This window comes from Polynucleobacter yangtzensis, assembly GCF_027924165.1.
In the GTDB taxonomy this organism is placed as follows: Bacteria; Pseudomonadota; Gammaproteobacteria; order Burkholderiales; family Burkholderiaceae; genus Polynucleobacter; species Polynucleobacter yangtzensis.
Genome location: NZ_AP026973.1, coordinates 609056 through 630035 on the forward strand (window position 1 = coordinate 609056; position 20980 = coordinate 630035).

At 46.1% G+C, this 20980-nt stretch carries 24 protein-coding genes; 12 read left to right on the forward strand and 12 right to left on the reverse strand.

The features are described 5' to 3' along the window. Nucleotide 1: 1 nt before the first annotated feature. The 4 genes from fdh3B to QMF28_RS03220 are packed head-to-tail and all read left to right on the forward strand — an operon-like array spanning nucleotide 2 to nucleotide 2309. Nucleotides 2-658 (forward strand): formate dehydrogenase FDH3 subunit beta, encoded by a 657-nt coding sequence (fdh3B, locus tag QMF28_RS03205; RefSeq protein WP_068321742.1) that lies wholly within the window; start codon nucleotides 2-4, stop codon nucleotides 656-658. Beyond that, the gene (locus QMF28_RS03210; RefSeq protein ID WP_281743235.1) at nucleotides 658-894 is read left to right on the forward strand and encodes a hypothetical protein; all 237 of its coding nucleotides are present in this window, start codon (nucleotides 658-660) and stop codon (nucleotides 892-894) included. The genes fdh3B and QMF28_RS03210 overlap by 1 nt, the downstream gene beginning before the upstream one ends. A 47-nt stretch (nucleotides 895-941) precedes the next feature. After that, nucleotides 942-2003 carry a formate dehydrogenase subunit gamma gene (locus QMF28_RS03215; RefSeq protein ID WP_068321736.1) on the forward strand — a complete coding sequence of 354 codons (1062 nt, stop codon included), beginning with the start codon at nucleotides 942-944 and terminating at the stop codon, nucleotides 2001-2003. 3 nt (nucleotides 2004-2006) lie between these two features. Then, nucleotides 2007-2309 (forward strand): hypothetical protein, encoded by a 303-nt coding sequence (locus QMF28_RS03220; protein WP_281743236.1) that lies wholly within the window; start codon nucleotides 2007-2009, stop codon nucleotides 2307-2309. On the opposite strand, the gene QMF28_RS03225 is transcribed toward QMF28_RS03220, so the two are convergent. Both QMF28_RS03225 and QMF28_RS03230 read right to left on the reverse strand, forming a co-directional pair. Next, nucleotides 2310-3017, reverse strand: a complete 708-nt coding sequence (locus QMF28_RS03225) for an ATP-binding cassette domain-containing protein (RefSeq protein ID WP_068321730.1) — start codon at nucleotides 3015-3017, stop codon at nucleotides 2310-2312. Further along, the gene (locus tag QMF28_RS03230; protein ID WP_281743237.1) at nucleotides 3010-3705 is read right to left on the reverse strand and encodes an ABC transporter permease; all 696 of its coding nucleotides are present in this window, start codon (nucleotides 3703-3705) and stop codon (nucleotides 3010-3012) included. Before QMF28_RS03230 ends, QMF28_RS03225 begins: the two co-directional genes overlap by 8 nt. Nucleotides 3706-3771: 66 nt before the next feature. On the opposite strand from QMF28_RS03230, the gene QMF28_RS03235 reads away from it, so the two are divergent. From QMF28_RS03235 to cls, 3 genes are read left to right on the forward strand one after another with little or no spacing between them, the layout of a single operon-like run. Then, on the forward strand, nucleotides 3772-3972 hold the full coding sequence (locus QMF28_RS03235) for a hypothetical protein (protein ID WP_281743238.1): 201 nt from the start codon (nucleotides 3772-3774) through the stop codon (nucleotides 3970-3972). Continuing rightward, complete coding sequence (locus QMF28_RS03240; RefSeq protein ID WP_281743239.1) at nucleotides 3972-4724, forward strand: endonuclease/exonuclease/phosphatase family protein; 753 nt, start codon at nucleotides 3972-3974, stop codon at nucleotides 4722-4724. The genes QMF28_RS03235 and QMF28_RS03240 overlap by 1 nt, the downstream gene beginning before the upstream one ends. Then, the gene (gene cls / locus QMF28_RS03245; protein ID WP_281743240.1) at nucleotides 4721-6196 is read left to right on the forward strand and encodes a cardiolipin synthase; all 1476 of its coding nucleotides are present in this window, start codon (nucleotides 4721-4723) and stop codon (nucleotides 6194-6196) included. The genes QMF28_RS03240 and cls overlap by 4 nt, the downstream gene beginning before the upstream one ends. On the opposite strand, the gene QMF28_RS03250 is transcribed toward cls, so the two are convergent. Then, nucleotides 6193-7377 (reverse strand): CaiB/BaiF CoA transferase family protein, encoded by a 1185-nt coding sequence (locus QMF28_RS03250; protein ID WP_281743241.1) that lies wholly within the window; start codon nucleotides 7375-7377, stop codon nucleotides 6193-6195. The two genes, cls and QMF28_RS03250, sit on opposite strands and share 4 nt — an antisense overlap. A 12-nt stretch (nucleotides 7378-7389) precedes the next feature. Continuing rightward, nucleotides 7390-8559, reverse strand: a complete 1170-nt coding sequence (locus QMF28_RS03255; protein WP_281743242.1) for an acyl-CoA dehydrogenase family protein — start codon at nucleotides 8557-8559, stop codon at nucleotides 7390-7392. A gap of 202 nt (nucleotides 8560-8761) precedes the next feature. Between QMF28_RS03255 and QMF28_RS03260 the strand changes: the two genes are divergently transcribed. Then, nucleotides 8762-9265, forward strand: a complete 504-nt coding sequence (locus QMF28_RS03260; RefSeq protein ID WP_281743243.1) for a YqaA family protein — start codon at nucleotides 8762-8764, stop codon at nucleotides 9263-9265. Here QMF28_RS03260 and QMF28_RS03265 read toward each other — a convergent pair. The 8 genes from QMF28_RS03265 to QMF28_RS03300 form a co-directional block, all read right to left on the reverse strand. Next, a complete protein-coding gene (locus QMF28_RS03265) occupies nucleotides 9262-9966 on the reverse strand; it encodes an ABC transporter ATP-binding protein (protein WP_068321702.1) in 705 nt (234 codons plus the stop codon). The two genes, QMF28_RS03260 and QMF28_RS03265, sit on opposite strands and share 4 nt — an antisense overlap. Before the next feature lie 14 nt (nucleotides 9967-9980). After that, entirely contained in the window at nucleotides 9981-10736 is a 756-nt protein-coding gene (locus QMF28_RS03270; protein ID WP_281743244.1) for an ABC transporter ATP-binding protein, read from the reverse strand. Beyond that, a complete protein-coding gene (locus QMF28_RS03275) occupies nucleotides 10736-11695 on the reverse strand; it encodes a branched-chain amino acid ABC transporter permease (RefSeq protein ID WP_216245158.1) in 960 nt (319 codons plus the stop codon). Before QMF28_RS03275 ends, QMF28_RS03270 begins: the two co-directional genes overlap by 1 nt. Before the next feature lie 14 nt (nucleotides 11696-11709). Beyond that, the gene (locus QMF28_RS03280) at nucleotides 11710-12594 is read right to left on the reverse strand and encodes a branched-chain amino acid ABC transporter permease (RefSeq protein ID WP_068321694.1); all 885 of its coding nucleotides are present in this window, start codon (nucleotides 12592-12594) and stop codon (nucleotides 11710-11712) included. Nucleotides 12595-12681: 87 nt separating this feature from the next. Beyond that, entirely contained in the window at nucleotides 12682-13917 is a 1236-nt protein-coding gene (locus tag QMF28_RS03285) for an ABC transporter substrate-binding protein (RefSeq protein ID WP_068321692.1), read from the reverse strand. Between the two features lie 75 nt (nucleotides 13918-13992). After that, nucleotides 13993-15234, reverse strand: a complete 1242-nt coding sequence (locus QMF28_RS03290; RefSeq protein ID WP_068321687.1) for an FAD binding domain-containing protein — start codon at nucleotides 15232-15234, stop codon at nucleotides 13993-13995. A gap of 3 nt (nucleotides 15235-15237) precedes the next feature. After that, nucleotides 15238-15702 carry a VOC family protein gene (locus QMF28_RS03295; protein ID WP_068321685.1) on the reverse strand — a complete coding sequence of 155 codons (465 nt, stop codon included), beginning with the start codon at nucleotides 15700-15702 and terminating at the stop codon, nucleotides 15238-15240. Nucleotides 15703-15716: 14 nt separating this feature from the next. Continuing rightward, nucleotides 15717-16409, reverse strand: a complete 693-nt coding sequence (locus QMF28_RS03300; RefSeq protein ID WP_068321682.1) for a TetR/AcrR family transcriptional regulator — start codon at nucleotides 16407-16409, stop codon at nucleotides 15717-15719. Nucleotides 16410-16521: 112 nt separating this feature from the next. Between QMF28_RS03300 and QMF28_RS03305 the strand changes: the two genes are divergently transcribed. The 4 genes from QMF28_RS03305 (at nucleotide 16522) to QMF28_RS03320 (ending at nucleotide 20951) form a co-directional block, all read left to right on the forward strand. After that, nucleotides 16522-16998: an SRPBCC family protein gene (locus QMF28_RS03305; protein WP_281743246.1), complete on the forward strand. Its 477-nt coding sequence runs from the start codon at nucleotides 16522-16524 to the stop codon at nucleotides 16996-16998. A 129-nt stretch (nucleotides 16999-17127) separates the two neighbouring features. After that, on the forward strand, nucleotides 17128-17982 hold the full coding sequence (locus tag QMF28_RS03310; protein ID WP_281743247.1) for an FAD binding domain-containing protein: 855 nt from the start codon (nucleotides 17128-17130) through the stop codon (nucleotides 17980-17982). Between the two features lie 42 nt (nucleotides 17983-18024). After that, the gene (locus QMF28_RS03315; RefSeq protein ID WP_281743248.1) at nucleotides 18025-18534 is read left to right on the forward strand and encodes a (2Fe-2S)-binding protein; all 510 of its coding nucleotides are present in this window, start codon (nucleotides 18025-18027) and stop codon (nucleotides 18532-18534) included. Between the two features lie 20 nt (nucleotides 18535-18554). Further along, nucleotides 18555-20951 (forward strand): xanthine dehydrogenase family protein molybdopterin-binding subunit, encoded by a 2397-nt coding sequence (locus QMF28_RS03320; protein WP_281743249.1) that lies wholly within the window; start codon nucleotides 18555-18557, stop codon nucleotides 20949-20951. The last annotated feature ends 29 nt before the right edge of the window (nucleotides 20952-20980 follow it).

The window sequence follows — 20980 nt, forward strand, 5'->3', positions numbered from 1 at the left end:
AATGGCAAGAATGAAATTTATTTGCGACACAGAACGATGCATTGAATGCAACGGTTGTGTCACAGCCTGTAAAAATGATAACGAAGTGCCTTGGGGTGTTAATCGTCGCCGCGTTGTAACGGTGAACGACGGCATCATTGGCCAAGAAAAATCAGTCTCAGTTGCATGTATGCACTGTAGCGATGCACCTTGCATGGCGGTATGTCCAGTAGATTGCTTCTACCGCACTGACGAAGGTGTTGTGTTGCACGATAAAGATATCTGTATCGGTTGCGGCTACTGCTCTTTTGCATGCCCATTTGGCGCACCACAATTCTTGAGCAAAGGCGCCTTCGGTACTCGTAGCAAGATGGATAAGTGCACATTCTGTAGCGGTGGTCCAGAAGAAAACGGCAGCGTTGCTGAGTTTGAGAAGTATGGACGTAATCGTTTGGCAGAAGGTAAGTTGCCACTATGCGCTGAGATGTGTTCAACCAAGGCATTGATTGGTGGCGATAGCGACATTATTTCTAGCATCTTTAATAATCGCGTTGCGATGCGTGAGAAGAATGGTAAGTACCCAGGGTCCAAAGCATTTGGTTGGACCACTGCCTACGGTGGTCCCGATACACCAGCGCCAACACCAACGCCTGCTGCAAAAATTCCAGGAGCTAAATAATGAAAGTTAATTTCAAAACTTTCGGATTGTGTTTTGTGGCAGCAACGTTGTTGGCTGCTTGCTCTGAGCCTCCAGAAATTGCTGCTAAGGCTGCTAAACGTCCAGACGTAGCTCCTTACATGGGTGCTAATAATGGCTTTATGACTAAGAACTGGACGCCAGGTAATCAGGCTAGTTGGACTGAGTCTGTTGACAAGCGTACCCAAGGTCAAAACGAATACAGTCGCGTTAAGTGATCAACTAAATAACTATAAATAAAACGAAAACGTTTAAGGACATGTGTATGAAACGATCATTTTCAAAAGTTCTACGCGCTTTAGTAGTGACCGCAGGTTTGTCGCTGACTTTGGCAAGCGGGATGAGTTTTGCGGAGCGCGCACCGATGGCGCCTCTACCATCCCCTAGTGGAGTAGATATTCCGCCATTGTCTGTACCGGCTAATCCAAATGCTTTAGCCAATGGAACGCAAGCACAGGCACAGCCAGCGAACCCATCTATCTTCACTTCCGCCAATAGCGATCCATACAACTATGTCAGCATTCCAGACAAAGAAGCTAGCGTATTGATTCAGCGCTCTGGTCAACAATGGCGCGTGATTCGTAACGGTGTTATTACCGTATACGGTGGTTGGTTGCTTGCGCTTGCCTTTTTTGGCGTGGTTGCAATGTACACAATCAAGGGTTCAATCAAGCTGCATGAGCCAATGTCAGGTGTGAAAATCAAACGCTTCAGCGCCTTTGATCGCTTGGTGCACTGGTTGATGGCATTCAGCTTTTTAGCCTTGGCATTTACTGGCTTGCTAATTCTTTACGGGAAATACTTTGCAATGCCTTTGATGGGTGGAGCAGCTTATGGTTCTTTCCTAGACGTTTGCAAGAATATTCATAACTTCACTGGACCATTGTTTACGATCTGTATCGTGATCTTCTTCTTGCTCTTCGTAAGTAAGAATATTCCAGGCAAAGGGGATATGAATTGGATCATGAACTTCGGTGGAATTTTGAATGGCAAACATATCCCAGCTGGTTTCTTTAACTTCGGTGAGAAATTCTGGTTCTGGTTTGGCATGACATTCTTGGGTCTCCTCATTTCAGCCTCAGGTTTTGTGCTCGATATGATTGTGCCGTTCATGACTATTGAATACACACGTGGCACCATGCAAATTGCCAACATTATTCATAGCAGTGCTGCGATCTTGATGAGTGCACTAGCGATGGGACATATCTATATCGGTACTATTGGTATGCAGGGTTCAATCGACGGTATGAAAACTGGTTATGTTGATGCTACTTGGGCTAAAGAGCACCATGAGCTCTGGTATGACGAACTCAATAAAAAGGGATAAGCCATGAAAAAAATCATTGCTTTCACATTCTGTGCTTTTGCTGGTACTGCAGTATTTGCTGCGTTACCTCCATTGACTCCTGAACAGGCAGAAGCGGCGGCCTTGGCTAAAGCTAAAACTGCTTATGGCGATAGAGTGGGTGCCTATAAATTGTGTTTGGCGCAAAACAAGGTTGCAGATCAATATAGAGTCCCTGGAACGCCAGCTCCAGGAGCTTGTACTGCGCCTCCACCATTTACTCCGCCGGTAGCTGCAGCTGCTGCTCCAGCGGCCCCAGCTACGCCTGCGGCACCTGCTGCTAAGTAATTAGTCGGATAGCAATTCTTGATGTAAGTAGCGTTTAGCTGCTTTTGTCTGAGGATTGTTAAAGAAGGGGCCTACGGGTCCCTTTTCTTTTATCTCGCCTTGATCAATAAAGATGATGTGCTGAGCTAGTCTTTGAACTTGCGCCAGTTGGTGGGACGAAAAAATAACATCTGCACCGTGCTGATCAAATTTTCGAATGAGGTCTTCAACCTGTTCGGTAGTGTTGGGATCAAGATTTGCGGTGGGTTCATCTAATAAAACTAAATTCGGCTTAAGAAGAATGGCTCTTGCAAGGCATAGCTTTTGTCTTTCGCCGGCAGATAATTGATGTGCTGGACTATTGGCTAAGTTGCTGAGACCAACTTCCTCCATGACCTTTTGGATATCCATTTTCGTGATGCTTGAATCGACATCTTGAACGATCCCAATGTTAGCGGCTGTAGAAGCTTTTATCATCGGGGTGTGATGCAGTACTAATGAGGTCTTAGTTTTGAAGGAGTAGGTGACAGTGCCGCTATCCGGTTTGATAAGGCCATCAAGCACCTTGAGAAAAGTCGTTTTGCCAGCACCATTCGGCCCAATACAAGCAGTAATTCTGTCTGCAGGAATGATGGCATGTGGAATATTGAGAATTGTTCTGCCATTACTCTTGACGATGATGTCTTTGAGTTCAATACACTTCTCAAAATTTTCAACTGCATTAACCATAGCGGTGCTCCGCAATTTGGCGTACTGCAAACGTAAATAAATTAGCCAGCAGAACAATCATCAGCAGGACCATTCCAAGGGCAAGGGCCAAAGGCAGATCCCCTTTGCTCGTCTCTAGTGCAATGGCTGTGGTCATAGTTCTAGTGGAGCGATCAATATTTCCACCCACAATCATGACTGCTCCCACCTCAGAGATTGCCCTGGCTAAACCAGCAAGGACGGCAATGGTCAGGGAAAACCGGCAATCCCATAAAAGCCACTTGAAACGTGAGAGTGGGGGTAGTTTTAGGCTCAGAAAGGAGTCTCTATGAACTCTCCAAGAATCCTCGAGGATTTGTCGGCTTAGGGCCGCAATTAGAGGGGTCGTGAGCAGGGTCTGAGCCACAACCATACCCTTGATCGTAAATAGCCAGCCCCAAGCCCCCAGGGGGCCTGTGCGGGATAGCATGAGATATACCAGGACCCCAACTATCACTGTAGGTACGCCCATCAAGGTATTGAGGGTCACAATGATTGTCTTTTTACCGGTAAATTGCTCGGTTGCCAGAAGGGCGCCAATAGGCAGACCTAAAAGTGTGCCAATCAAGAGGGCGCTCAGGCTTACCTGTAGGGAGACCAGGACGATACCCAAAACTGCGCCATCTAGCTGGACGAGTAAAGAAAGGGCATCTTGGAAAGCTTTCAACATGCGCTAGATTCTATCAAGGCAATGGCAAAATGACTGTAATGCGATTGATTTCCCTATTTTCGACTTATGGCTGAAGTGATTTGCCTCTGCAATGAGGTCCTCGACGTGGATTTGCGTGAGTATTTGGATGCTCACCCGATCGACTCTATTGATGAGCTGCGGGAGCAGGCTTCAATATGTAATAAATGTATGCAGTGCCAAGAATTGGTCGAAGGTGAAATCTATTTGGCACGCGTTCGTCGTCAACGCGCTGCAGGGCAGTTTTAATGAGCCCAGTTAACTCTCCCCGTTTTACAGTTTTAAGTATGAATGTTCATAAGGGTTTGTCGCCCTTACATCGTCATGCCACGATTTATCAGTTGCGCCAGAAAATGCGCAGTCATTATCCAGACCTCCTTTTTTTGCAAGAATTGCAGCAGGAGCATCGAGGAAGATTAAGGCGCTTTGAGCAATGGCCGCTGACAGAATTAACTCACTTTCTCTCCGAGGATTTTTGGCAGCATTGGCATTATGGAAAGAATGTGGAATATCGTGATGGGCATCATGGCAATGCGATTCTTTCTAGACATCCACAGCAAAAAGGAAATAACTACGATATCTCAGCATATCGCTTTGAGGGTCGTGGGTTGTTGCACAGCATTACTAGGTTAGAAGGTATCGATAAGCCTATTCATTGCTTTTGTGTGCATCTGGCGCTCTTTGAACGCGGCAGGGAGCGACAGCTGGAGACGATCATTCGACATATTCAAGATTTGACGCAAGATGGACCCACGATCGTTGCAGGAGACTTCAACGATTGGCGCAATCGCGTGAGCGCACCCATGAAAGCCGCTGGTTTTGATGAGGTATTTGAAGTGCTCACCGGCTCGCCGGCGAAAACTTTTCCGAGTGTGAAGCCATTACTTCCTATGGATAGGATTTATGTGCGTGGATTAAAAATTCATTCTGCAAAAATTTTGCATGAATGGCTAAAGCTATCAGATCATCTAGGCATTACTGCTGAATTGGAACTTCTATGAATATTATTGCTTTTATTTTTGGATCCGTTTTTGGATTCTCTCTAATATGGGTTCCAATCGTACATGCCTTTATTGTGCTTTTGTTTGGTATTCATTTAGTCTCAGTTAGAAGACCAGTAGGTGTAGCATTCGCATGGTTTCTAATCGTAATATTAGTACCTATTTTAGGAATCGCTTTGTATGTTCTGATAGGTGAAAGACCTGTAGGCCGAAAGCTTACCCGCAAGATTGTTCGTATGAATCGCGAGTATGAAAAAATTACCGAGACAATGCGCCAGCAGTTTGCGGCTGATAGGCAGAAGTTGCCGGTTGAGGGAAGAGCCCTTAGTCTTTTGGCTGAGTCCAAAAATGGCTCACCAGTGGTAGCTGGGAACAAAATCGAATTGCATACCAATTCACTCAAAATATTACAAAATTTTATTGATGAGATTAATAACGCCAAAAAAAGCTTACACCTAGAGTTTTATATATGGGCTTTAGGCGGCGATGCCGATAGAGTTTGTGAAGCCTTGATTGCGGCATCTCAGCGCGGCGTTGCCTGTCGTGTATTGCTGGATTCTCTGGGTAGCAAAGATTGGTTTAAGTCTTCATGGCCGGCACGTTTTCGTAAGGCTGGGATTGAGGTAACCGAGGCGTTGCCGATTCAGATTGGTCGTTTTCAGTTCCGTCGTGCCGATTTGCGTCTACATCGCAAGATATTCGTTATTGATGGCGCCGTAGTGTGGACGGGTAGCATGAATTTAGTTGATCCACGCACATTCAAGCAGGATTCAGGCGTAGGTGAGTGGGTGGATGCGATGGTTCGCATTGAGGGTCCTGTGGCCTCTCAGTTCGAGCTGACCTTTGCATTTGATTGGAGTGTTGATAACCCCAACATTACTAACTTTAAAGATCGCGAGCCGCCAGCATCACCTCATGAAGGTGCGGCTTTAGCTCAAGAGTTCTCTTCGGGTCCTGTTTACCGTGACGATATTCTTTATCAAGTCTTGCTGTCAGCCATCTTGGATGCCCGTGAGGAGTTGACTATTACTACGCCTTATTTTGGTCCGGATGATGGTTTAATCCAGGCGCTGATGGCTGCGGCAGCCAGAGGTGTCAAGGTTACCTTAATCGTTCCTAAGCTCAATGATTCCACTCTAGTGGCTTGGAGTAGCAAGAGCTTCTATGAGGATTTGATGAACTCTGGAGTCATTATTGCGGAGTTCCATGGCGGCTTGTTGCATACCAAGAGCTTATTAATTGATAAGCGCATTGCCATTTTTGGCTCTGTAAATTTTGATCAACGCAGCCTACGTCTTAATTTTGAAATCAGCCTCATTGTTTACAACGTTGATTTCTGTGCCAAATTAGAGAAGTTAATTGAATCTTATTTGGCGCAATCAGATTATGTTGATCCAAAAGCCTGGGCAAAACGACCAACCTGGCGCCGTTACCTGGAGAATGCCGCACACCTTACTTCACCCCTGCTTTAAATTGCTCCGCTAACTCGCATAGACGCTATTTCAGACTCTGACATTCCGAGCTCCTTAAGGATGGCGTCAGTATGCTGTCCTACAGCAGGTATAGGATCCATGCGATAGTCGTAACTGTCATTGAGGCCTGGGGGTAAAAGGGCGGCTATCGAGCCATTCGGCGTGTCAACCTCAGTCCAACGATTGCGAGCTTTCAGTTGTTCATGCTTCCAAAGGCCCGCCATGTCATTGAGATGGGCATTTGCAATTTGTGCTTTTTCTAATCGAGCGATTAGTTGCTCTGAGCTGAGTTTGCTAAAGCAAGCATTAATGATTTCTAGGAGCTCAGAACGTTTTTCGTTACGTTTGAAGTTGCGGTCAAAGCGTTCATCTTGAGCTAGCGCGGGATTCTCTAAAACTGTCTCGCAAAACTGCGCCCATTCACGTTCGTTTTGAAGTCCCAGCATGACAGTCTTGCCGTCGCCTGCTTTGAAGGGGCCATATGGGTAGATAGTTGCGTGTGACGCACCATTTCTTGGTGGTGGCTCCGCACCTTTATAGGCGTAATACATTGGGAAGCTCATCCATTCACTTAGCGACTCCAACATCGAGATGTCAATCACCGAGCCTTTGCCAGTTTTTCCTCTTTGCAGTAGGGCGGCCAAAATATTAGTGTAAGCATACATGCCAGCTGCAATATCAGCGATTGAGTTGCCGGCCTTGCTTGGGCTTTCTGGGGTGCCCGTAACCGATAAGAAGCCAGCCTCACTCTGAATCAATAGATCGTATGCTTTTTTATCGCGATAGGGACCATCATTACCGTAGCCCGAGATGTCACACAGAATGAGTCGGGGATTTTCTTTTTGCAAAACCTCTGCAGTAAGTCCCATACGGGCTGCAGCTCCCGGAGCTAAGTTTTGCACTAAGACATCCGCTGTCTTAAGCAGTTTCTTGAGTGTGGCGATTGCTGCCGGCTGCTTTAGATCTAAAGCCAAACTTTCTTTAGAGCGATTCACCCAAACAAAGTGAGAGCTAAGTCCATCCACTTGGGTGTCATATCCTCTAGCAAAATCACCACCTCCAGGCCTTTCAACTTTAATCACGCGCGCTCCTAAATCAGCGAGTTGGCGAGTGCAAAAGGGCGCTGCAATAGCGTGCTCCAAAGAAACAACGGTAATGCCATCTAGTGGGCGAATGCTCATATGGGTGATTTCTTAGAAAGATCTTGGTAGACCAAGAACGTGTTCGGCAATATGGGAATAAATCAAATTGGTTGAAATTGGCGCCACTTGATAGAGGCGAGTTTCTCTAAACTTACGTTCAACATCATATTCATTGGCAAAGCCAAAACCACCATGGGTTTGTAGGCATACGTTAGCAGCCTCCCAAGACGCTTTGGCCGCAAGGTATTTAGCCATATTGGCTTCTGGGCCGCAAGGTTGGTGATCATCAAATAGCTCGCAAGCTTTAAAGCGCATAAGATTGGCTGCCTCAGTTTCAATATAGCTATCTGCGATCGGAAATTGAATACCTTGGTTTTTGCCAATAGGCCGATCAAATACGACTCGGTCATTGGCGTAACGACGGGCGCGATCAATAAACCAGTAAGCATCACCTATGCATTCTGCAGCGATTAATACGCGTTCTGCATTTAATCCATCTAAAATATATTTAAAGCCCTGACCCTCGGTACCAATGAGGTTCTCAGCAGGAATTTCAAGATTGTCAAAGAACACTTCATTGGTTTCATGATTGACCATGTTGGCAATTGGCCGAACTTCCATACCTTTGCCAATAGCATCAGCAAGATTCACGATAAAGATCGACATACCTTCTGATTTACGCTGTACTTCACTGATGGGGGTAGTGCGAGCCAGTAGGATCATCAGATCAGAGTGTTGAATGCGGGAAATCCAAACCTTTTGGCCATTCACCACATACTTATCACCCTTTTTAACTGCGGTGGTTTTTAATTTAGTTGTATCAGTCCCCGTTGTCGGCTCAGTTACAGCCATGCTTTGCAAGCGTAACTCTCCTGATGCAATTTTGGGGAGATACATTTTTTTCTGGGCTTCTGATCCGTGGCGCAACAAGGTGCCCATGTTGTACATCTGCCCGTGGCATGAGCCTGAATTGCCGCCAGAAAAATTAATCTCTTCCATGATGACGGAAGCTTCGGCAAGGCCTAAGCCTGATCCACCATATTCTTCTGGAATGAGGGCGGCTAACCATCCAGCTTTGGTCATCGCATCCACAAAAGCTTCTGGATAGCCTCTTTCGTGATCAATTTTTTGCCAGTAAGCGGAGTCAAAAGAGCCGCAGAGGTCGCGTAATGCTTCGCGCATTTCTTGATATTGGTCAGGCTTTGGAATGGGGTAACTCATGGAAGTCTCAATTTATAAGTTTTATGGTTTAACTGCTCGTACAGACGTTAGTTTAAGCAAGATTTAGAAATCTTGGATCCTAACCAAAACAAGGCAAAATAGACTCTATGAGAGCAAACGAAGGCACCATAATTGCCAGCAACCTAAGCCAGTGGATTGTGCCCATCTGCTTGTGCCCCTATGCCATGGAGGCTTGGTCTTAATGGAGCATATGTTCGAGCATTTCTTTGCCTGGTTTGGGATGCCATCTGTAGGATTGCCGGCGGTATTCATTAGCGCATTTATTTCCGCCACATTAATACCAGCAGGTTCCGAGCCTATCTTGTTTGGCTACATCACTCTGAATCCCCACTTATTCTGGCTTGCGATTATGGTTGCTACGGTTGGCAATACATTGGGTGGAATGGTGGATTGGTGGCTTGGAGTGGTCGCTCGTAATAGCTTTAAATCAATGGATGAGCCTAGCAATAGTCGTCTCAAGCGTTGGTTAGAAGGTTGGGGCCCCAAGTTGTTATTGCTCTCTTGGCTTCCTGGTCTTGGCGACCCCTTATGTTTAGCAGCGGGATGGCTAAAGCTTCCCTGGAAGCCATGCTTGATCTATATGTTTATAGGCAAGCTATTGCGCTTCGTTATCTTTACCTGGCTTCTGACTTTGGTACCAGATAGTTATTGGCATCAATTAGGCCGTTGGTTACACTTGATTTAAACCGCGCAATACTTTTGCTGAATCTCGTCGTTGTTTAAGAGATTCTGAGCGGTATCGTGGAACACAATCTCGCCTTGATCCAGAATGTAAGCACGATCAGAAATTTTTAGAGCCTGCTGAACGTTTTGCTCCACTAAAAGAATCGTTAGACCCTCTTGCTTTAGTTTGGCAAATAACTCAAACATTTCATCAACCAAAACCGGCATGATGCCCTCTGAAGGCTCATCTAGCAAAATCACTTTAGGCTTGCCAATCATGGCTCTAGCGATCGCTAGCATCTGCTGCTCGCCGCCTGACATAGAGGTGCCGTCCTGATGAAGGCGCTCTTTTAGTCTAGGAAAAGTTTCAGCGATTTCATCAACTAGTGCAGCCATGTCGCCAGAATTCTTTTTAGCAATCACGCCAAGCTCTAAGTTTTCTTTTACGGTGAGGCCAGGAACAATACGGCGATCTTCTGGAACATACGCTAAACCAAGGTGAAAGCGTTCATGTGCCGGTAGATCTAAAAATGAAGTGCCATCAATTTCAGCTTTACCTTGACGCTTGGAAAGCAAGCCCATTAATGAGCGTAAGGTAGTGGTTTTACCAGCACCATTACGACCCATCAGAGTGACAATTTCACCTTTATTAACTTGGAGTGACACACCTTGCAAGACGTGACTGCGGTCGTACCAGGCGTTTAAATTCTCTACACGCAACATAATTTGCTCTCTATTTAACCTTGACCTAGATACACGCGACGTACCTCGGCATTATTTTGAATTTCTTCCGGCGTACCTTCTGCCAAGAATTCACCATGGTGCAAAACGATGATGCGTTTACATAAACCCATAATGAGTTTCATTTTGTGCTCAACCAAGATGACTGTGCGCTCACTAGCAAGTGTGCGAATCAATTCCATCATGACTAAGGTCTCTTCTGGAGACATACCTGCTGTAGGCTCATCCAGCAAGAGCAGGCTTGGGTTGCAGGCCAAAGCCATCGCAATCTCGAGCGCGCGTTGTTGGCCATGAGCTAAATCGCCAGTTTTCTTATTGCGCAAATGCTTAAGATTGACGCGGCGAAGTAGTTCATCAGCGATCTCAATGGGCTTTGGATAACTCTGCGCATTACTTAAAAAGTTATAGCGTGATGTTTCCATTTGAGCTGCTACGCGGACATTTTCATGGACGCTTAATTGCTTAAAGACATTCGTAATCTGAAAGCTCTTAGAAATTCCAATACGAGCAAACTCATGTTGCTGCATGCCGGTAATGTCTTTGCCATTAAATAAGATTTGACCGCTTGTTGGAGGGAATGCACCACTCAGAACATTGAAAAATGTACTTTTGCCAGCGCCATTAGGTCCGATGATTGCAGTTAGCGTTCCAGGCATAAAGCTGGTCGATACATTTTGCAAAGCCTTGAACTTACCAAAGCTCTTGCTAACGTCACGCGCTTCAAGAATAGGGGTTGTAGTTGCGCTATTCATTATTTCGAATCCTGATTAATTTGTAGCTTGCTCAGAATGGTTCCCCAGATTCCTTTGGGGAAGAACAGCACAAAGAACATGAAAATCAAGCCAATGACGGCCATCCAATGTTTGGTGAAGGTGGTGACAACATCTTCTAGGTAAAGCATAACTGCTGCACCAACGAAGGGGCCAAAAAATGTTCCCATGCCGCCTAAGATACTCATCATCACCGCTTGACCCGATTGCAGATAATGCAAGGAATCAATTGGTACGATGGATAGGTGGAGTGCGCGCAATGAACCTGCTAAACCACAGATTGCTGCCGATAAGACGAATACCAATAATTTGGTACGAGCAACGTCGAATCCGCAAGCGGCAGCGCGTTTCTCATTCTCGCGAATTGCTTCCATCACCGCTCCCAAAGGTGAGCTCAGAATGCGAGAGATCAGCCATATGGCGATTACTACAAAGAAAAGAATGATGTAGTACTTTGTGAGTGGGTTTAAGAAATCCACTGGGATCCCAAAAATATTGAATTGATCGACTCGAACGCCACGTAAACCATTTTCACCGCCGGTAAGGCTCTCTGCCTTATAGAAGATGTAATAAATGATTTGACCTAACGCCAAGGTCACCATGGAGAAGTAAATGCCGCGAGTACGAATGGCTAGGTAACCCATGATGAGTCCACCAATCGCTGCGCCAATAATGCCAACCAAGATGGCTGCGCCCCAAGGCATGCCATAGTGAACAATACCAATGCCGGTGAGGTAGCTACCAATTCCTAAGAAGGCGGCATGACCAAATGAGAGAAGCCCCATATAGCCAAATAGCAAGTTAAAGCCCATAGCGAACAATCCAAAAATCAGGATATTGATCGCCAAGGCCTCATACGGCATGATGAATGGGAAGATTGCCAAAAATAACGTACTAGCTAGTACGCGATGACGTGCAATGAGTTGGAAGAATGAATTCATAAATATACGGAGCCTTAGCCCATCGCTCCTGCTTTACCAAATAAACCTTGCGGGCGAATTAATAGCACTACAGCCATTAATACAAAAATTGATAGCTCTGCTAAGTCTGGGAAGAAAAGAGATGTCATGCTGTAGACCACGCCTACTAATAGGCCGGCAACCACTGCGCCCACTGGCGAGCCCATGCCGCCGACAACGGTCACCACAAAAGACTCTGCCAAAATAGGAATGCCCATTTCAGGATTTACAGAGCGTGTTGGCGAGGCCAAAATACCTGATAAGCCTGCAATTGCACAACCTAATCCAAAGACTAAAAACCACACCTTTGCAATGTCAACACCCAATACTTTGACGATCTCTTGATCAGCTGCGCCAGCTTTAATGATGAGGCCATAGCGAGTTTTTTGGATAAGAAACCACACACCCAAAATAATGACTGCGGTGGCGGCAATTAAGAAGAGGCGATATTTAGGGAAGTAACCAATTCCCACATTCATTGACCCAGTAAGTCCTTCAGGGGTTACTGAAGGGAGGCCTTCAATGCCGAAGGTTACTCGCATAACTTCGATCAGTACATAAGAGAGGCCAAAGGTAAGTAGCAGAGGATAGTCAAGTCCGCGACCGTATAGCGGTCTCACCAAAAATCGTTCAGTGATCAAGCCAATAGCACCTGTAACCAAAGGAGTTAACACTAGGCTAAACCAAAAGCTTCCAGTGACGCCCAAGAAGTACACACCCAAAAATGCGCCGACCATAAAGAAGGCGCCATGAGCGAAGTTCACTACGTTAAGCATGCCGAAAATAAGGCATAAGCCAAGCGCAAGAAGTGCATAAATACTGCCTAAGGCAATGCCTGTTAGCAGCTGCATGCAAAGAAGTTCAAAAGTAAGACCGGTCATAAATGTACTCAGAAAAAACTCCCCTTCACCAGGTGGTGCAGGGGAATGGATCAGGGTGAACGATTAATCCACCCTGAAATTTTTGGATTAGGCTTTGTGGCCTAGCTCTGCGCAAGAGCGCATGTTTTTCTCAGTAGTAGGCTCAATCGTCAAAATATTGAAGACGTCATACTTATCTTTCATATTCTTAGATTTTGACTCTACGATGATGACTGTTTGAACTGCTTGATGATCACATTTACGGTAATACTCTGGACCTTTGTAAAAGTCGTACTTCAAGTTTTCCAGTGCAGTGACCACCTTCATTGTGTCGGTGGATTTTGCGTTCTTCACTGCTGCGAGAACAGTTTTTACACCGGCATAGCCTAGTGCGCCGTAGTCGGATGGTACGGAACCGTTATACATCTTGCGGAATGCATCATTAAATGCCTTGGCTGTTGGAATGCGATCTTCCAGGCCCCAGTAATAAGAAGTGCCGCCGATAATGCCTTCAAAAGCATCTGGGCCACCAGCAAGACGTGCAGTGTAGAGAAGTACTGGTGTCACGATCTTGATGTTATTTTTGAGGCCAAAGTCAGTACATTGCTTAGCTGAATTCACCAAGTCGCGACCAAAGTTACAGAGCACCAAGATATCTGGATTTAATGCTTTGATACGTGGCAAGAAAGCGGAGTAGTCAGAGGTGCCCAATGGGTGACGAATATCAGCCAAAGTGGTTGCGCCCATTTCTTTTCCAGCACGCTCAAAAGCACGCACCATTTCATGGCCGTAAGCGTAGTCTGCTGTCAGGAAAACAATTTTTTTGCCGAAGCGAGGAATAGAGTAACGCGCTACAGCACCTGCAGTCATGGTTGGGTTAAGCGCTTCATGGAATGTATACACACTCCAGTCTTTAGCTTCGTTAATCGCATCAGATTGGCTGATGGAATTAAAGAGTACCTTACGTTCTTTGCAAACCGCATTGATTGAAAGTTGTGTTGCTGCAGAGAGTGAGCCAACAACGTAATTTACCTTGTCTTTTTCAATCAACTCCAGAGTACGGGTTGCAGCTTCACCTGGGTTAAGTTTGTCATCTCGAACTAAAAGTTCTGCTTTGCGGCCATTAAAACCACCAGCATCGTTGAATTCTTTAATAGCCAATTCAGCAGCTCTAACTTGGTCTTGCGCCTCAGCAGAGAATGGACCAGTCAATGGGGTTGGAAAGCCGATCTTAATGGTGTCAGCTTGAGCATTTGCAACGTTTAACCAAAGTGGTGTGCTTGCAGCAGCAACTCCACCAATCAGCATCTGTCGTCTTGTTTGATTCGTTACTTTTTGTTTCATGGTTGTCTCCTCCATATAAAACTTTGTTAAATAAGAATACTTTTGTTTTTTTTAAATCTTAACTGAATGCGCCTTTTAATGTGCAGATTCAGGTACTGCTTTCCCTTTTGCTAATAGTTCGCTGATATCGATAGCAGTTTCTGCCATGACAGTATCCGCATTTCTTTTGAGCTTCTCGTTATCCCTATTGCCTTTACTACCCTGGGCTTGCATATAGCGTCCTAAATATTGCGCCCTAGCTACTACCTGTTGTCCTACCTTGAGTCGCTCATCGCTATATGCGTTCAGTGCTGCTGGAGTGGCTCCAAGTGTTGCAATATGCTTAGCAATTACTATGGCCTCATCTCCTGCTTTAGTTACTCCCATTCCCACATGAGGCCTGCCTACAAAAGCAGCGTCTCCCATTAATGCGATTCTGCCAAAGACAATTTGCTCCGAGCGCACGTCATAGATTGCTTGCAAAAAGGGTGCTGCTGTTTTTTCAAGAATCTCAGCATACTGGGGCGCCAGAATTTCTTGCGCCACTTTGCGCATATGAGCAATATGTTTCCAGGAGACCTTCAGCGGTGGAATGCCGGTAGGGTAATGATGTCCATCATCATCTGTCAGTAGGCTTACTAGCTCTTCATGCTCCGAGGCAGGGCGATACCAAACAAAGTTATAGCGACGCTTTCCGGGGCGAGTGTCATTGCCAGAGCCGGCTACAGGATAGCCTAGCATTTGCTCGCCATTGGGCAGACAAAACCCAAAACGATTAAATAGCGTATCGAGGGTGTACTTTGATAAGCAAGCCTCATCGCAGACGCCGCGCCAAGCGATGTAGCCTGCGTATTTAGGCTGAATCTGTGGAGCAACTTGAGCTCTTACTGCAGAGCGGATGCCATCGGATGCAATGAGTAGTTCAGCATCATGTTTGCTGCCATCCTCGCACAGCACATGAACGGCATTCTCGTCTTGCGTAACCGTCTTAACAGTTTTTCCTTGAAGGTAGCGTTCGCTCGGAAAGCTTTCCTTGAGCATGTGATAGAGGCGACTCCAGGAGGTCAGTACCTGAGGTAATTCCATCTCGCCGAGACTTTGGCCATCGGCACCTAAAGTCACACGCTTAGTAACGGGAACGCCTAATGTTTCGTCAACTGTGACTCCGGCCGCTCTTAATGCTTCAGCAAGAGCATCATGCGTCACAATGCCAGCGCCGCGACCATCTAAAGAGCCAACAGTTTTTTCTAGTAATGTGACGTCATGGCCCTGGCGCAGCAGAATATTTGCTGCGAACAGACCGCCAAGAGAGCCTCCAACGACTAGAATTTTTGCCATTAGTTACCCCTGTGCTGCTTTCGCATCGAGAGCGGTTTTTTCTGCTGCTGGATAGTTCAATTCAATAACAATCCCATTTGGGTCATCCAAAAATATTTGATGAAGTCCTATTACCGGCACTGTTCTCTCGCGATAGGCAATATTTAATTTTTTGAGGAGCGCAATTTTGTCTTCCAGGCCATTTGCAAAAAAAGCGATGTGATCAACTGCGCCAGATCCATGTAAGGAGCTAGGGTCGCGCTCACCTAAATATTTTTTTAGTCCGTTTGGATCATTCTTATCAATCGCAATAAGGTGCAGGACTGCATTAGCCCAACTACTCTCATCACCGTTGTAGAGCCATACCCCAGGAAACGGAAACTCTGGTCTTGGGCCAACTGTTAAGCCGAGTAGCTTGCTGTAGAACTCAGTGGTTTTTTCGATCTCAAGACTGCGAATGGAAAAGTGATTAAGACTTAAGTTAGACATGGTGACCTTTTGAGTTATGCAAACAAAGATTTAGCGGAATGAAGGTAAGCCTGAACGCGATCTCGAATAATTTCTTGTTCGGTGTCAGGGCTCTCGGCGGCATAGATGGCTTGCCCGTAGATCCAGCGGCGCATGCCGATATAGAAGACGCCGCCATGCAGGCCCATTAGGAATTCAAGCTCGCGTTGGGTTGGTTTTGAGGTATTGGGTCTACCGCAATACTTGCGGGTTTCTCGAATAAGTCGCGGTAGTAAGCGTGAGCGCAAAAGTTCAAAGAATTTATCACTAATGGAATGATCGCTTAAGCCAGAGAATATCAAGATGCGCACAAAGTCGTAGGTTAGTACGGTATTTGAATAATCGAGATAAAAAGCATTCAACTTTTCTTCTGGAGTGAGCGAGTCATCGTCCAGTAACTCTTCCCATTCAGGCTTCCAGCGAGATTCAAAAACCTCTTTGTAAACCTCTTGAATCAACGCATCTTTAGTGGGGAAGTAGTGATAGAGCAGGGTGTGTGTAACACCCAATTCTTTTGTTAAATTTCTTAATTGACCGTCAATGCCATGCTTGGCGAAGAACTGAATGGCGCTATCTAATATTTGGCGTTTGCGTTCAGCCGTACCCATTCGCTTTCTGGTTGGCGTTGCTACCCCCGCTGAAATTTCAGCATTATTTGGGCTGGAAACGCTATCTTCAGTAAAACGCATGGGTTCTCAGGGTTTATCCGAATTTGGACTTATTGACCAAAAGTTAAATAATGGTACATTGTTGAACAATTGGTAGATAAGACTCTATTCGTACAAACCCCAAGGAGATCAAATGGAATTAAATGGCGAGCAACTGATATCGGCTCCAATCCCTGATGTGTGGAAGGGTTTGAACGATATTGACGTTCTGGCCAAGTCCATCCCTGGTTGCGAGGAGATCAGTCGAATCTCCCCAGAAGAGATTCATGCCAAGGTAATGTTCAAAATTGGGCCTGTTAGAGCCCGATTTGCCGGGAAATTGCTCCTGAGTGACATTGTTCCTGACCAATCTTGTTCTATGGCCTTTGAGGGATCGGGTGGGGCGGCAGGGTTTGCCAAAGGAAAGTCACGCGTAGAGCTGAAGCAGGCTGAAGGAGGGACTTTGGTCTCATACACAACCGAAGCTTCGATTGGTGGCAAGTTGGGTCAAATTGGCGGTCGCTTGATTAGCGCATCAGCAAAAAAGATTGCAGACGACTTTTTTCAGAGGTTCGCAAAAGAATTAGGCGGGGAGACGGTGGCGTTGGAGTCAGACGCTGGCAGTAAATAAAGGAGCAAACATAAAGCTCCATAAAACTACATAAAGCAGTTGCAGTAAAAACTGAAGAAGTAAAAAACTAAAGCAGTACAAAAAATAAAAAGCTAAAAAGCAAATTACATTGGTGGTGGAGGAGACGTAATGAAAGCTGCAGCATTTGACTATGTGAAGCCTAAGGCCTTAAATGAGGCCCTATCTTTGCTTGAAGAAGCTGGCGAAGATGCTCGCTTAATTGCGGGCGGACAAACTTTGTTAGCCACGCTCAATATGCGCTTGTCTGAGCCAAGCGTATTGATTGACATTACTGATGTCGATGAACTCAAAGGCATTTCTGTTGTGGGAAATAACTTGCGCATTGGTGCACTTGTTACTCATACAGAAATTGAAGATTCTGAGTTAGTGGCAAAGCATGCACCGCTTTTGAAAGCAGCAGCACCGCATATTGCACACAGAGCAATTCGCAATCTGGGTACTTGGGGTGGCTCTTTGGCGTATGGCGATCCTGCGGCTGAGTGGCCTGCCTGTAGCTTGACTCTGGGTGCCACGATGATTATTCATGGCCCATCCGGCGAGCGCCGTGTTTCCGCAAAAGATTTCTTCATTGATTTGTATACAACCTCTTTAGAGCCTGATGAAATTTTAGTTGCAACAGAAATTCCTCTTGCAAGCAAGCAAGAGGTTTTTTACTTTCATGAGCTTGCTAGACGTCATGGCGACTATGCTGTTGCTGGTCTTGCAGCGGTAGCGCAAAAGCAAGGTGATATATTAACTAATTGTGCTTTTACTTTCTTCTCGGTTGGGGCTACACCGGTGATGGCAACAGCTGCTCAAGATCTAGTTGACGGCAAAAAGCTCAATGACGAATTGATTGCTCAAGCGGTTGCTGCAGCACGTAATGAAATTGAAGCTATTGCTGACATCACCAATAGTGCGGAAGCCAAACAACATTTAATTGGTGTTTTGCTTGAGCGTGGGCTCAAGCACATGGCTGCATAAGCCAAAACAGCAAAACATCAGTAGAAGAATTTGGAGATCAAAATGACTTTGAAGAAAAAAATTTCAATGACCGTAAACGGTCAACTTGTAAATGCAGAGGTAGAGCCGCGTAAACATCTGGTGGATTTTTTACGTGAAGATCTTTACCTCAAGGGGCCTCATTTAGGTTGCGAGCAGGGCGCTTGTGGTGCCTGTACCGTGAAGGTCGATGGGCAAATTATTCGTGGCTGCCTGTTTTTGGCGGTTCAAGCTGATGGTAGCGTAGTTGAGACTGTTGAAGGGCTGACTAAAAACGGCGTTTTGACTGATCTTCAAGAGTCTTTCATGCGACATAACGCAATGCAGTGCGGCTTTTGCTCCTCAGGCATGTTGCTAGCTGCTGCAGAGTTAATTGAGAAGCAACCAAAGGCAACGCGCGAACAAGTGCGTGAATGGATCTCTGGTAATTACTGTCGTTGCACTGGCTATCACTCGATTGTAGATGCCATTGTTGACGTATTGGTTGCTCGCGCTAAGGGTCAAAAAATTAAACCTGTCCTTGCTAACGCTTAAGGTATTGAGGGAAACGCATTATGAATAAGCCAAGTGATTTGAAGGGAATGGTTCTTGATCCCGTAACAAACGATCAGCGTTACATTGGTCATAGCGAACCAAGACATGGCGCCCGTCGCCTGCTAGAAGGTCAAGGAACTTATATTGACGATATTCAACTGCCACGCATGGGGCACGTTGTGTATTGGCGATCTCCAGTAGCGCATATGAAGATTGGAAAAATTCATACTGAGCAGGCGAGCAAGATGCCTGGCGTTCTAGCGGTTGTAGATGGCGTGCAAATGGCAAAACTGTGTAAGCCATGGGTTGCAACCTTGGGCCACTTGGCTGGCATGAAGTCTGCCCCTCAACATGCGTTAGCTATTGATCGCGCTTGCTGGCAAGGTGAGCCAGTGGTGGCGGTAGTTGCAGAAACTAGAGCGCAAGCTGAAGACGCTTTGCAGCACATTGATGTTGAGTGGGAAGAGTTGCCTGCAGTAGTTTCTATGGAAACTGCCCTTGATGCGGATACTCCATTGATTCATCCAGAGCTTGGCGACAATTTATGTTTTACCCGTAGTTTAGATGTTGGTAATGTGGATGAGGTATTCGCAACAGCCGATGTGGTTGCCGAAGCTACTTTTGGATTTGGTCGTCATACTGGTGTTACGCTTGAGCCGCGCTGTCAGATTGCAGATTACAACCCAGGTGATCGTCGCTTGACCGTGTATCACTCGCAACAAGCACCGCATATGATGCAAGACTTATATTGCCGTCAATTTGGACTTTCCGAGTCTGATGTTCATGTGATCTGTAAAGATGTTGGCGGTTCTTTTGGTATCAAGGTGCACGCTTATCCAGATGACTTTGCTACTGTCGGTCTTTCTATGATGCTTCAGCGTCCTGTGAAGTTTGTTGCTGATCGTCTGGAATCATTTACAAGCGACATTCATGCGCGTGAGCATCGCATTAAAGGCCGTATCGCCGCCAACAAGGCAGGCGACATCTTGGCTTTTGAGATTGATGACTTAACGGCAATTGGCCCCTACTCTATGTTCCCAAGAACGAGTGCTATTGAGGGTAACCAGGTTGTCAATTTAGTGGGCGGCCCATACAAGCATCAAAACTATCGCGCTCGTTTAAATGTGGTCTTCCAAAATAAAACTCCAACTTGCCAATATCGCGGTGTCGGGCATCCGATTGCTTGTGCAGTGACTGAAGGTTTGGTTGACTTGGCTGCTCAAAAATTACAAATGGATCCGCTTGAGTTCCGAAAGCGCAATGTGATTCCGGATGACGCATATCCATGTTCTGGAATCTCTGGAATCAAGTTAGAAGTACTTTCGCATGAGCAGTGCTTGCGTGCAATTGAAAAAATGATGGATTACCCAGCCTTGCGCAAGGAGCAGGCAGAACTCCGCAAGAAGGGTATCTATCGCGGCATTGGATTTGCAACCTTAATTGAATTAACTAATCCGAGTCCTGCTTTCTATGGGGTGGGCGGAGCTCGAATTGCCTCTCAGGATGGAGCTACTGTCCGTATGGATCCTAGCGGTGTAGTTTCCGTTTTGATCGGTGTTGGTGAGCAAGGTCAAGGAACCGAAGGTATCTACACTCAAATTGCTGCTGATGCGGTGGGTGTATCAATTGATCAAGTACGGGTCATCACTGGCGATACTGATGTCACTCCATATGGAGGGGGCACCTGGGCTTCTCGCGGTGCAGGCGTTGGTGGCGAAGCAGTTCTGTTGGCTGCCCAAGCCTTGCAAGAAAACATTCTAAAGCTGGCTGGTGCGATTTTGAATCGACCAGTTGCAGAGCTGATTGCTCGTCGTGGTTATATTTTGGACAAGGCGACTGGCGAGCAGTTGCTGCCATTTAGTGAAGTTGGTCGAGTTGGTTATTTCCGAACCGATACTTTGCCGGTAGGTTTTTCCGCTGATCTCATGGTGACGCGTCATTACACCCAGAAAGACTACCCATTTATCTTTACCAATGGCGTTCAGGCCTCTTATGTTGAAGTAGACCCTGAGACTGGATTTGTGAAGTTATTAAAGCACTGGGCCGTGGAAGATTGTGGTCGCGTAATTAATCCGATGTTGGTGAATGAGCAAGTGCGCGGTGCAATTGTTCAAGGCATTGGTGGCGTTCTGTTTGAAGAGTGTCTCTATGATGAAAGTGGTTTGTTGCGCAACGGCAGCATGGCTGACTACTTAGTACCAATGGCTAATGAGATGCCTGATATTGAAGTGGCTCACGTTGAGACTCCTACTCAATCCTCGAAATTAGGGGCTAAAGGAGCGGGCGAGGCGGGTACTGCTGGCGCACCAGGTGCGGTGCAAAATGCAATCAATGATGCTTTGGCGCCATTTAATGCAAACGTCTTTGATCAGCCTATCACTTCAGAAAAGATCTTGCGAGCCCTCAATAAGATCTGATTTTTAATGGGTTCAGGCCGCCCTAGTGC

Excerpts from the sequence above, each read along its gene's own strand:
- fdh3B (WP_068321742.1), top strand. The coding sequence starts at position 2 with ATGGCAAGAATGAAATTTATTTGCGACACAGAACGATGCATTGAATGC.
- QMF28_RS03210 (WP_281743235.1), top strand. The coding sequence starts at position 658 with ATGAAAGTTAATTTCAAAACTTTCGGATTGTGTTTTGTGGCAGCAACG.
- QMF28_RS03215 (WP_068321736.1), top strand. The coding sequence starts at position 942 with ATGAAACGATCATTTTCAAAAGTTCTACGCGCTTTAGTAGTGACCGCA.
- QMF28_RS03220 (WP_281743236.1), top strand. The coding sequence starts at position 2,007 with ATGAAAAAAATCATTGCTTTCACATTCTGTGCTTTTGCTGGTACTGCA.
- QMF28_RS03225 (WP_068321730.1), bottom strand. The coding sequence starts at position 3,017 with ATGGTTAATGCAGTTGAAAATTTTGAGAAGTGTATTGAACTCAAAGAC.
- QMF28_RS03230 (WP_281743237.1), bottom strand. The coding sequence starts at position 3,705 with ATGTTGAAAGCTTTCCAAGATGCCCTTTCTTTACTCGTCCAGCTAGAT.
- QMF28_RS03235 (WP_281743238.1), top strand. The coding sequence starts at position 3,772 with ATGGCTGAAGTGATTTGCCTCTGCAATGAGGTCCTCGACGTGGATTTG.
- QMF28_RS03240 (WP_281743239.1), top strand. The coding sequence starts at position 3,972 with ATGAGCCCAGTTAACTCTCCCCGTTTTACAGTTTTAAGTATGAATGTT.
- cls (WP_281743240.1), top strand. The coding sequence starts at position 4,721 with ATGAATATTATTGCTTTTATTTTTGGATCCGTTTTTGGATTCTCTCTA.
- QMF28_RS03250 (WP_281743241.1), bottom strand. The coding sequence starts at position 7,377 with ATGAGCATTCGCCCACTAGATGGCATTACCGTTGTTTCTTTGGAGCAC.
- QMF28_RS03255 (WP_281743242.1), bottom strand. The coding sequence starts at position 8,559 with ATGAGTTACCCCATTCCAAAGCCTGACCAATATCAAGAAATGCGCGAA.
- QMF28_RS03260 (WP_281743243.1), top strand. The coding sequence starts at position 8,762 with ATGGAGCATATGTTCGAGCATTTCTTTGCCTGGTTTGGGATGCCATCT.
- QMF28_RS03265 (WP_068321702.1), bottom strand. The coding sequence starts at position 9,966 with ATGTTGCGTGTAGAGAATTTAAACGCCTGGTACGACCGCAGTCACGTC.
- QMF28_RS03270 (WP_281743244.1), bottom strand. The coding sequence starts at position 10,736 with ATGAATAGCGCAACTACAACCCCTATTCTTGAAGCGCGTGACGTTAGC.
- QMF28_RS03275 (WP_216245158.1), bottom strand. The coding sequence starts at position 11,695 with ATGAATTCATTCTTCCAACTCATTGCACGTCATCGCGTACTAGCTAGT.
- QMF28_RS03280 (WP_068321694.1), bottom strand. The coding sequence starts at position 12,594 with ATGACCGGTCTTACTTTTGAACTTCTTTGCATGCAGCTGCTAACAGGC.
- QMF28_RS03285 (WP_068321692.1), bottom strand. The coding sequence starts at position 13,917 with ATGAAACAAAAAGTAACGAATCAAACAAGACGACAGATGCTGATTGGT.
- QMF28_RS03290 (WP_068321687.1), bottom strand. The coding sequence starts at position 15,234 with ATGGCAAAAATTCTAGTCGTTGGAGGCTCTCTTGGCGGTCTGTTCGCA.
- QMF28_RS03295 (WP_068321685.1), bottom strand. The coding sequence starts at position 15,702 with ATGTCTAACTTAAGTCTTAATCACTTTTCCATTCGCAGTCTTGAGATC.
- QMF28_RS03300 (WP_068321682.1), bottom strand. The coding sequence starts at position 16,409 with ATGCGTTTTACTGAAGATAGCGTTTCCAGCCCAAATAATGCTGAAATT.
- QMF28_RS03305 (WP_281743246.1), top strand. The coding sequence starts at position 16,522 with ATGGAATTAAATGGCGAGCAACTGATATCGGCTCCAATCCCTGATGTG.
- QMF28_RS03310 (WP_281743247.1), top strand. The coding sequence starts at position 17,128 with ATGAAAGCTGCAGCATTTGACTATGTGAAGCCTAAGGCCTTAAATGAG.
- QMF28_RS03315 (WP_281743248.1), top strand. The coding sequence starts at position 18,025 with ATGACTTTGAAGAAAAAAATTTCAATGACCGTAAACGGTCAACTTGTA.
- QMF28_RS03320 (WP_281743249.1), top strand. The coding sequence starts at position 18,555 with ATGAATAAGCCAAGTGATTTGAAGGGAATGGTTCTTGATCCCGTAACA.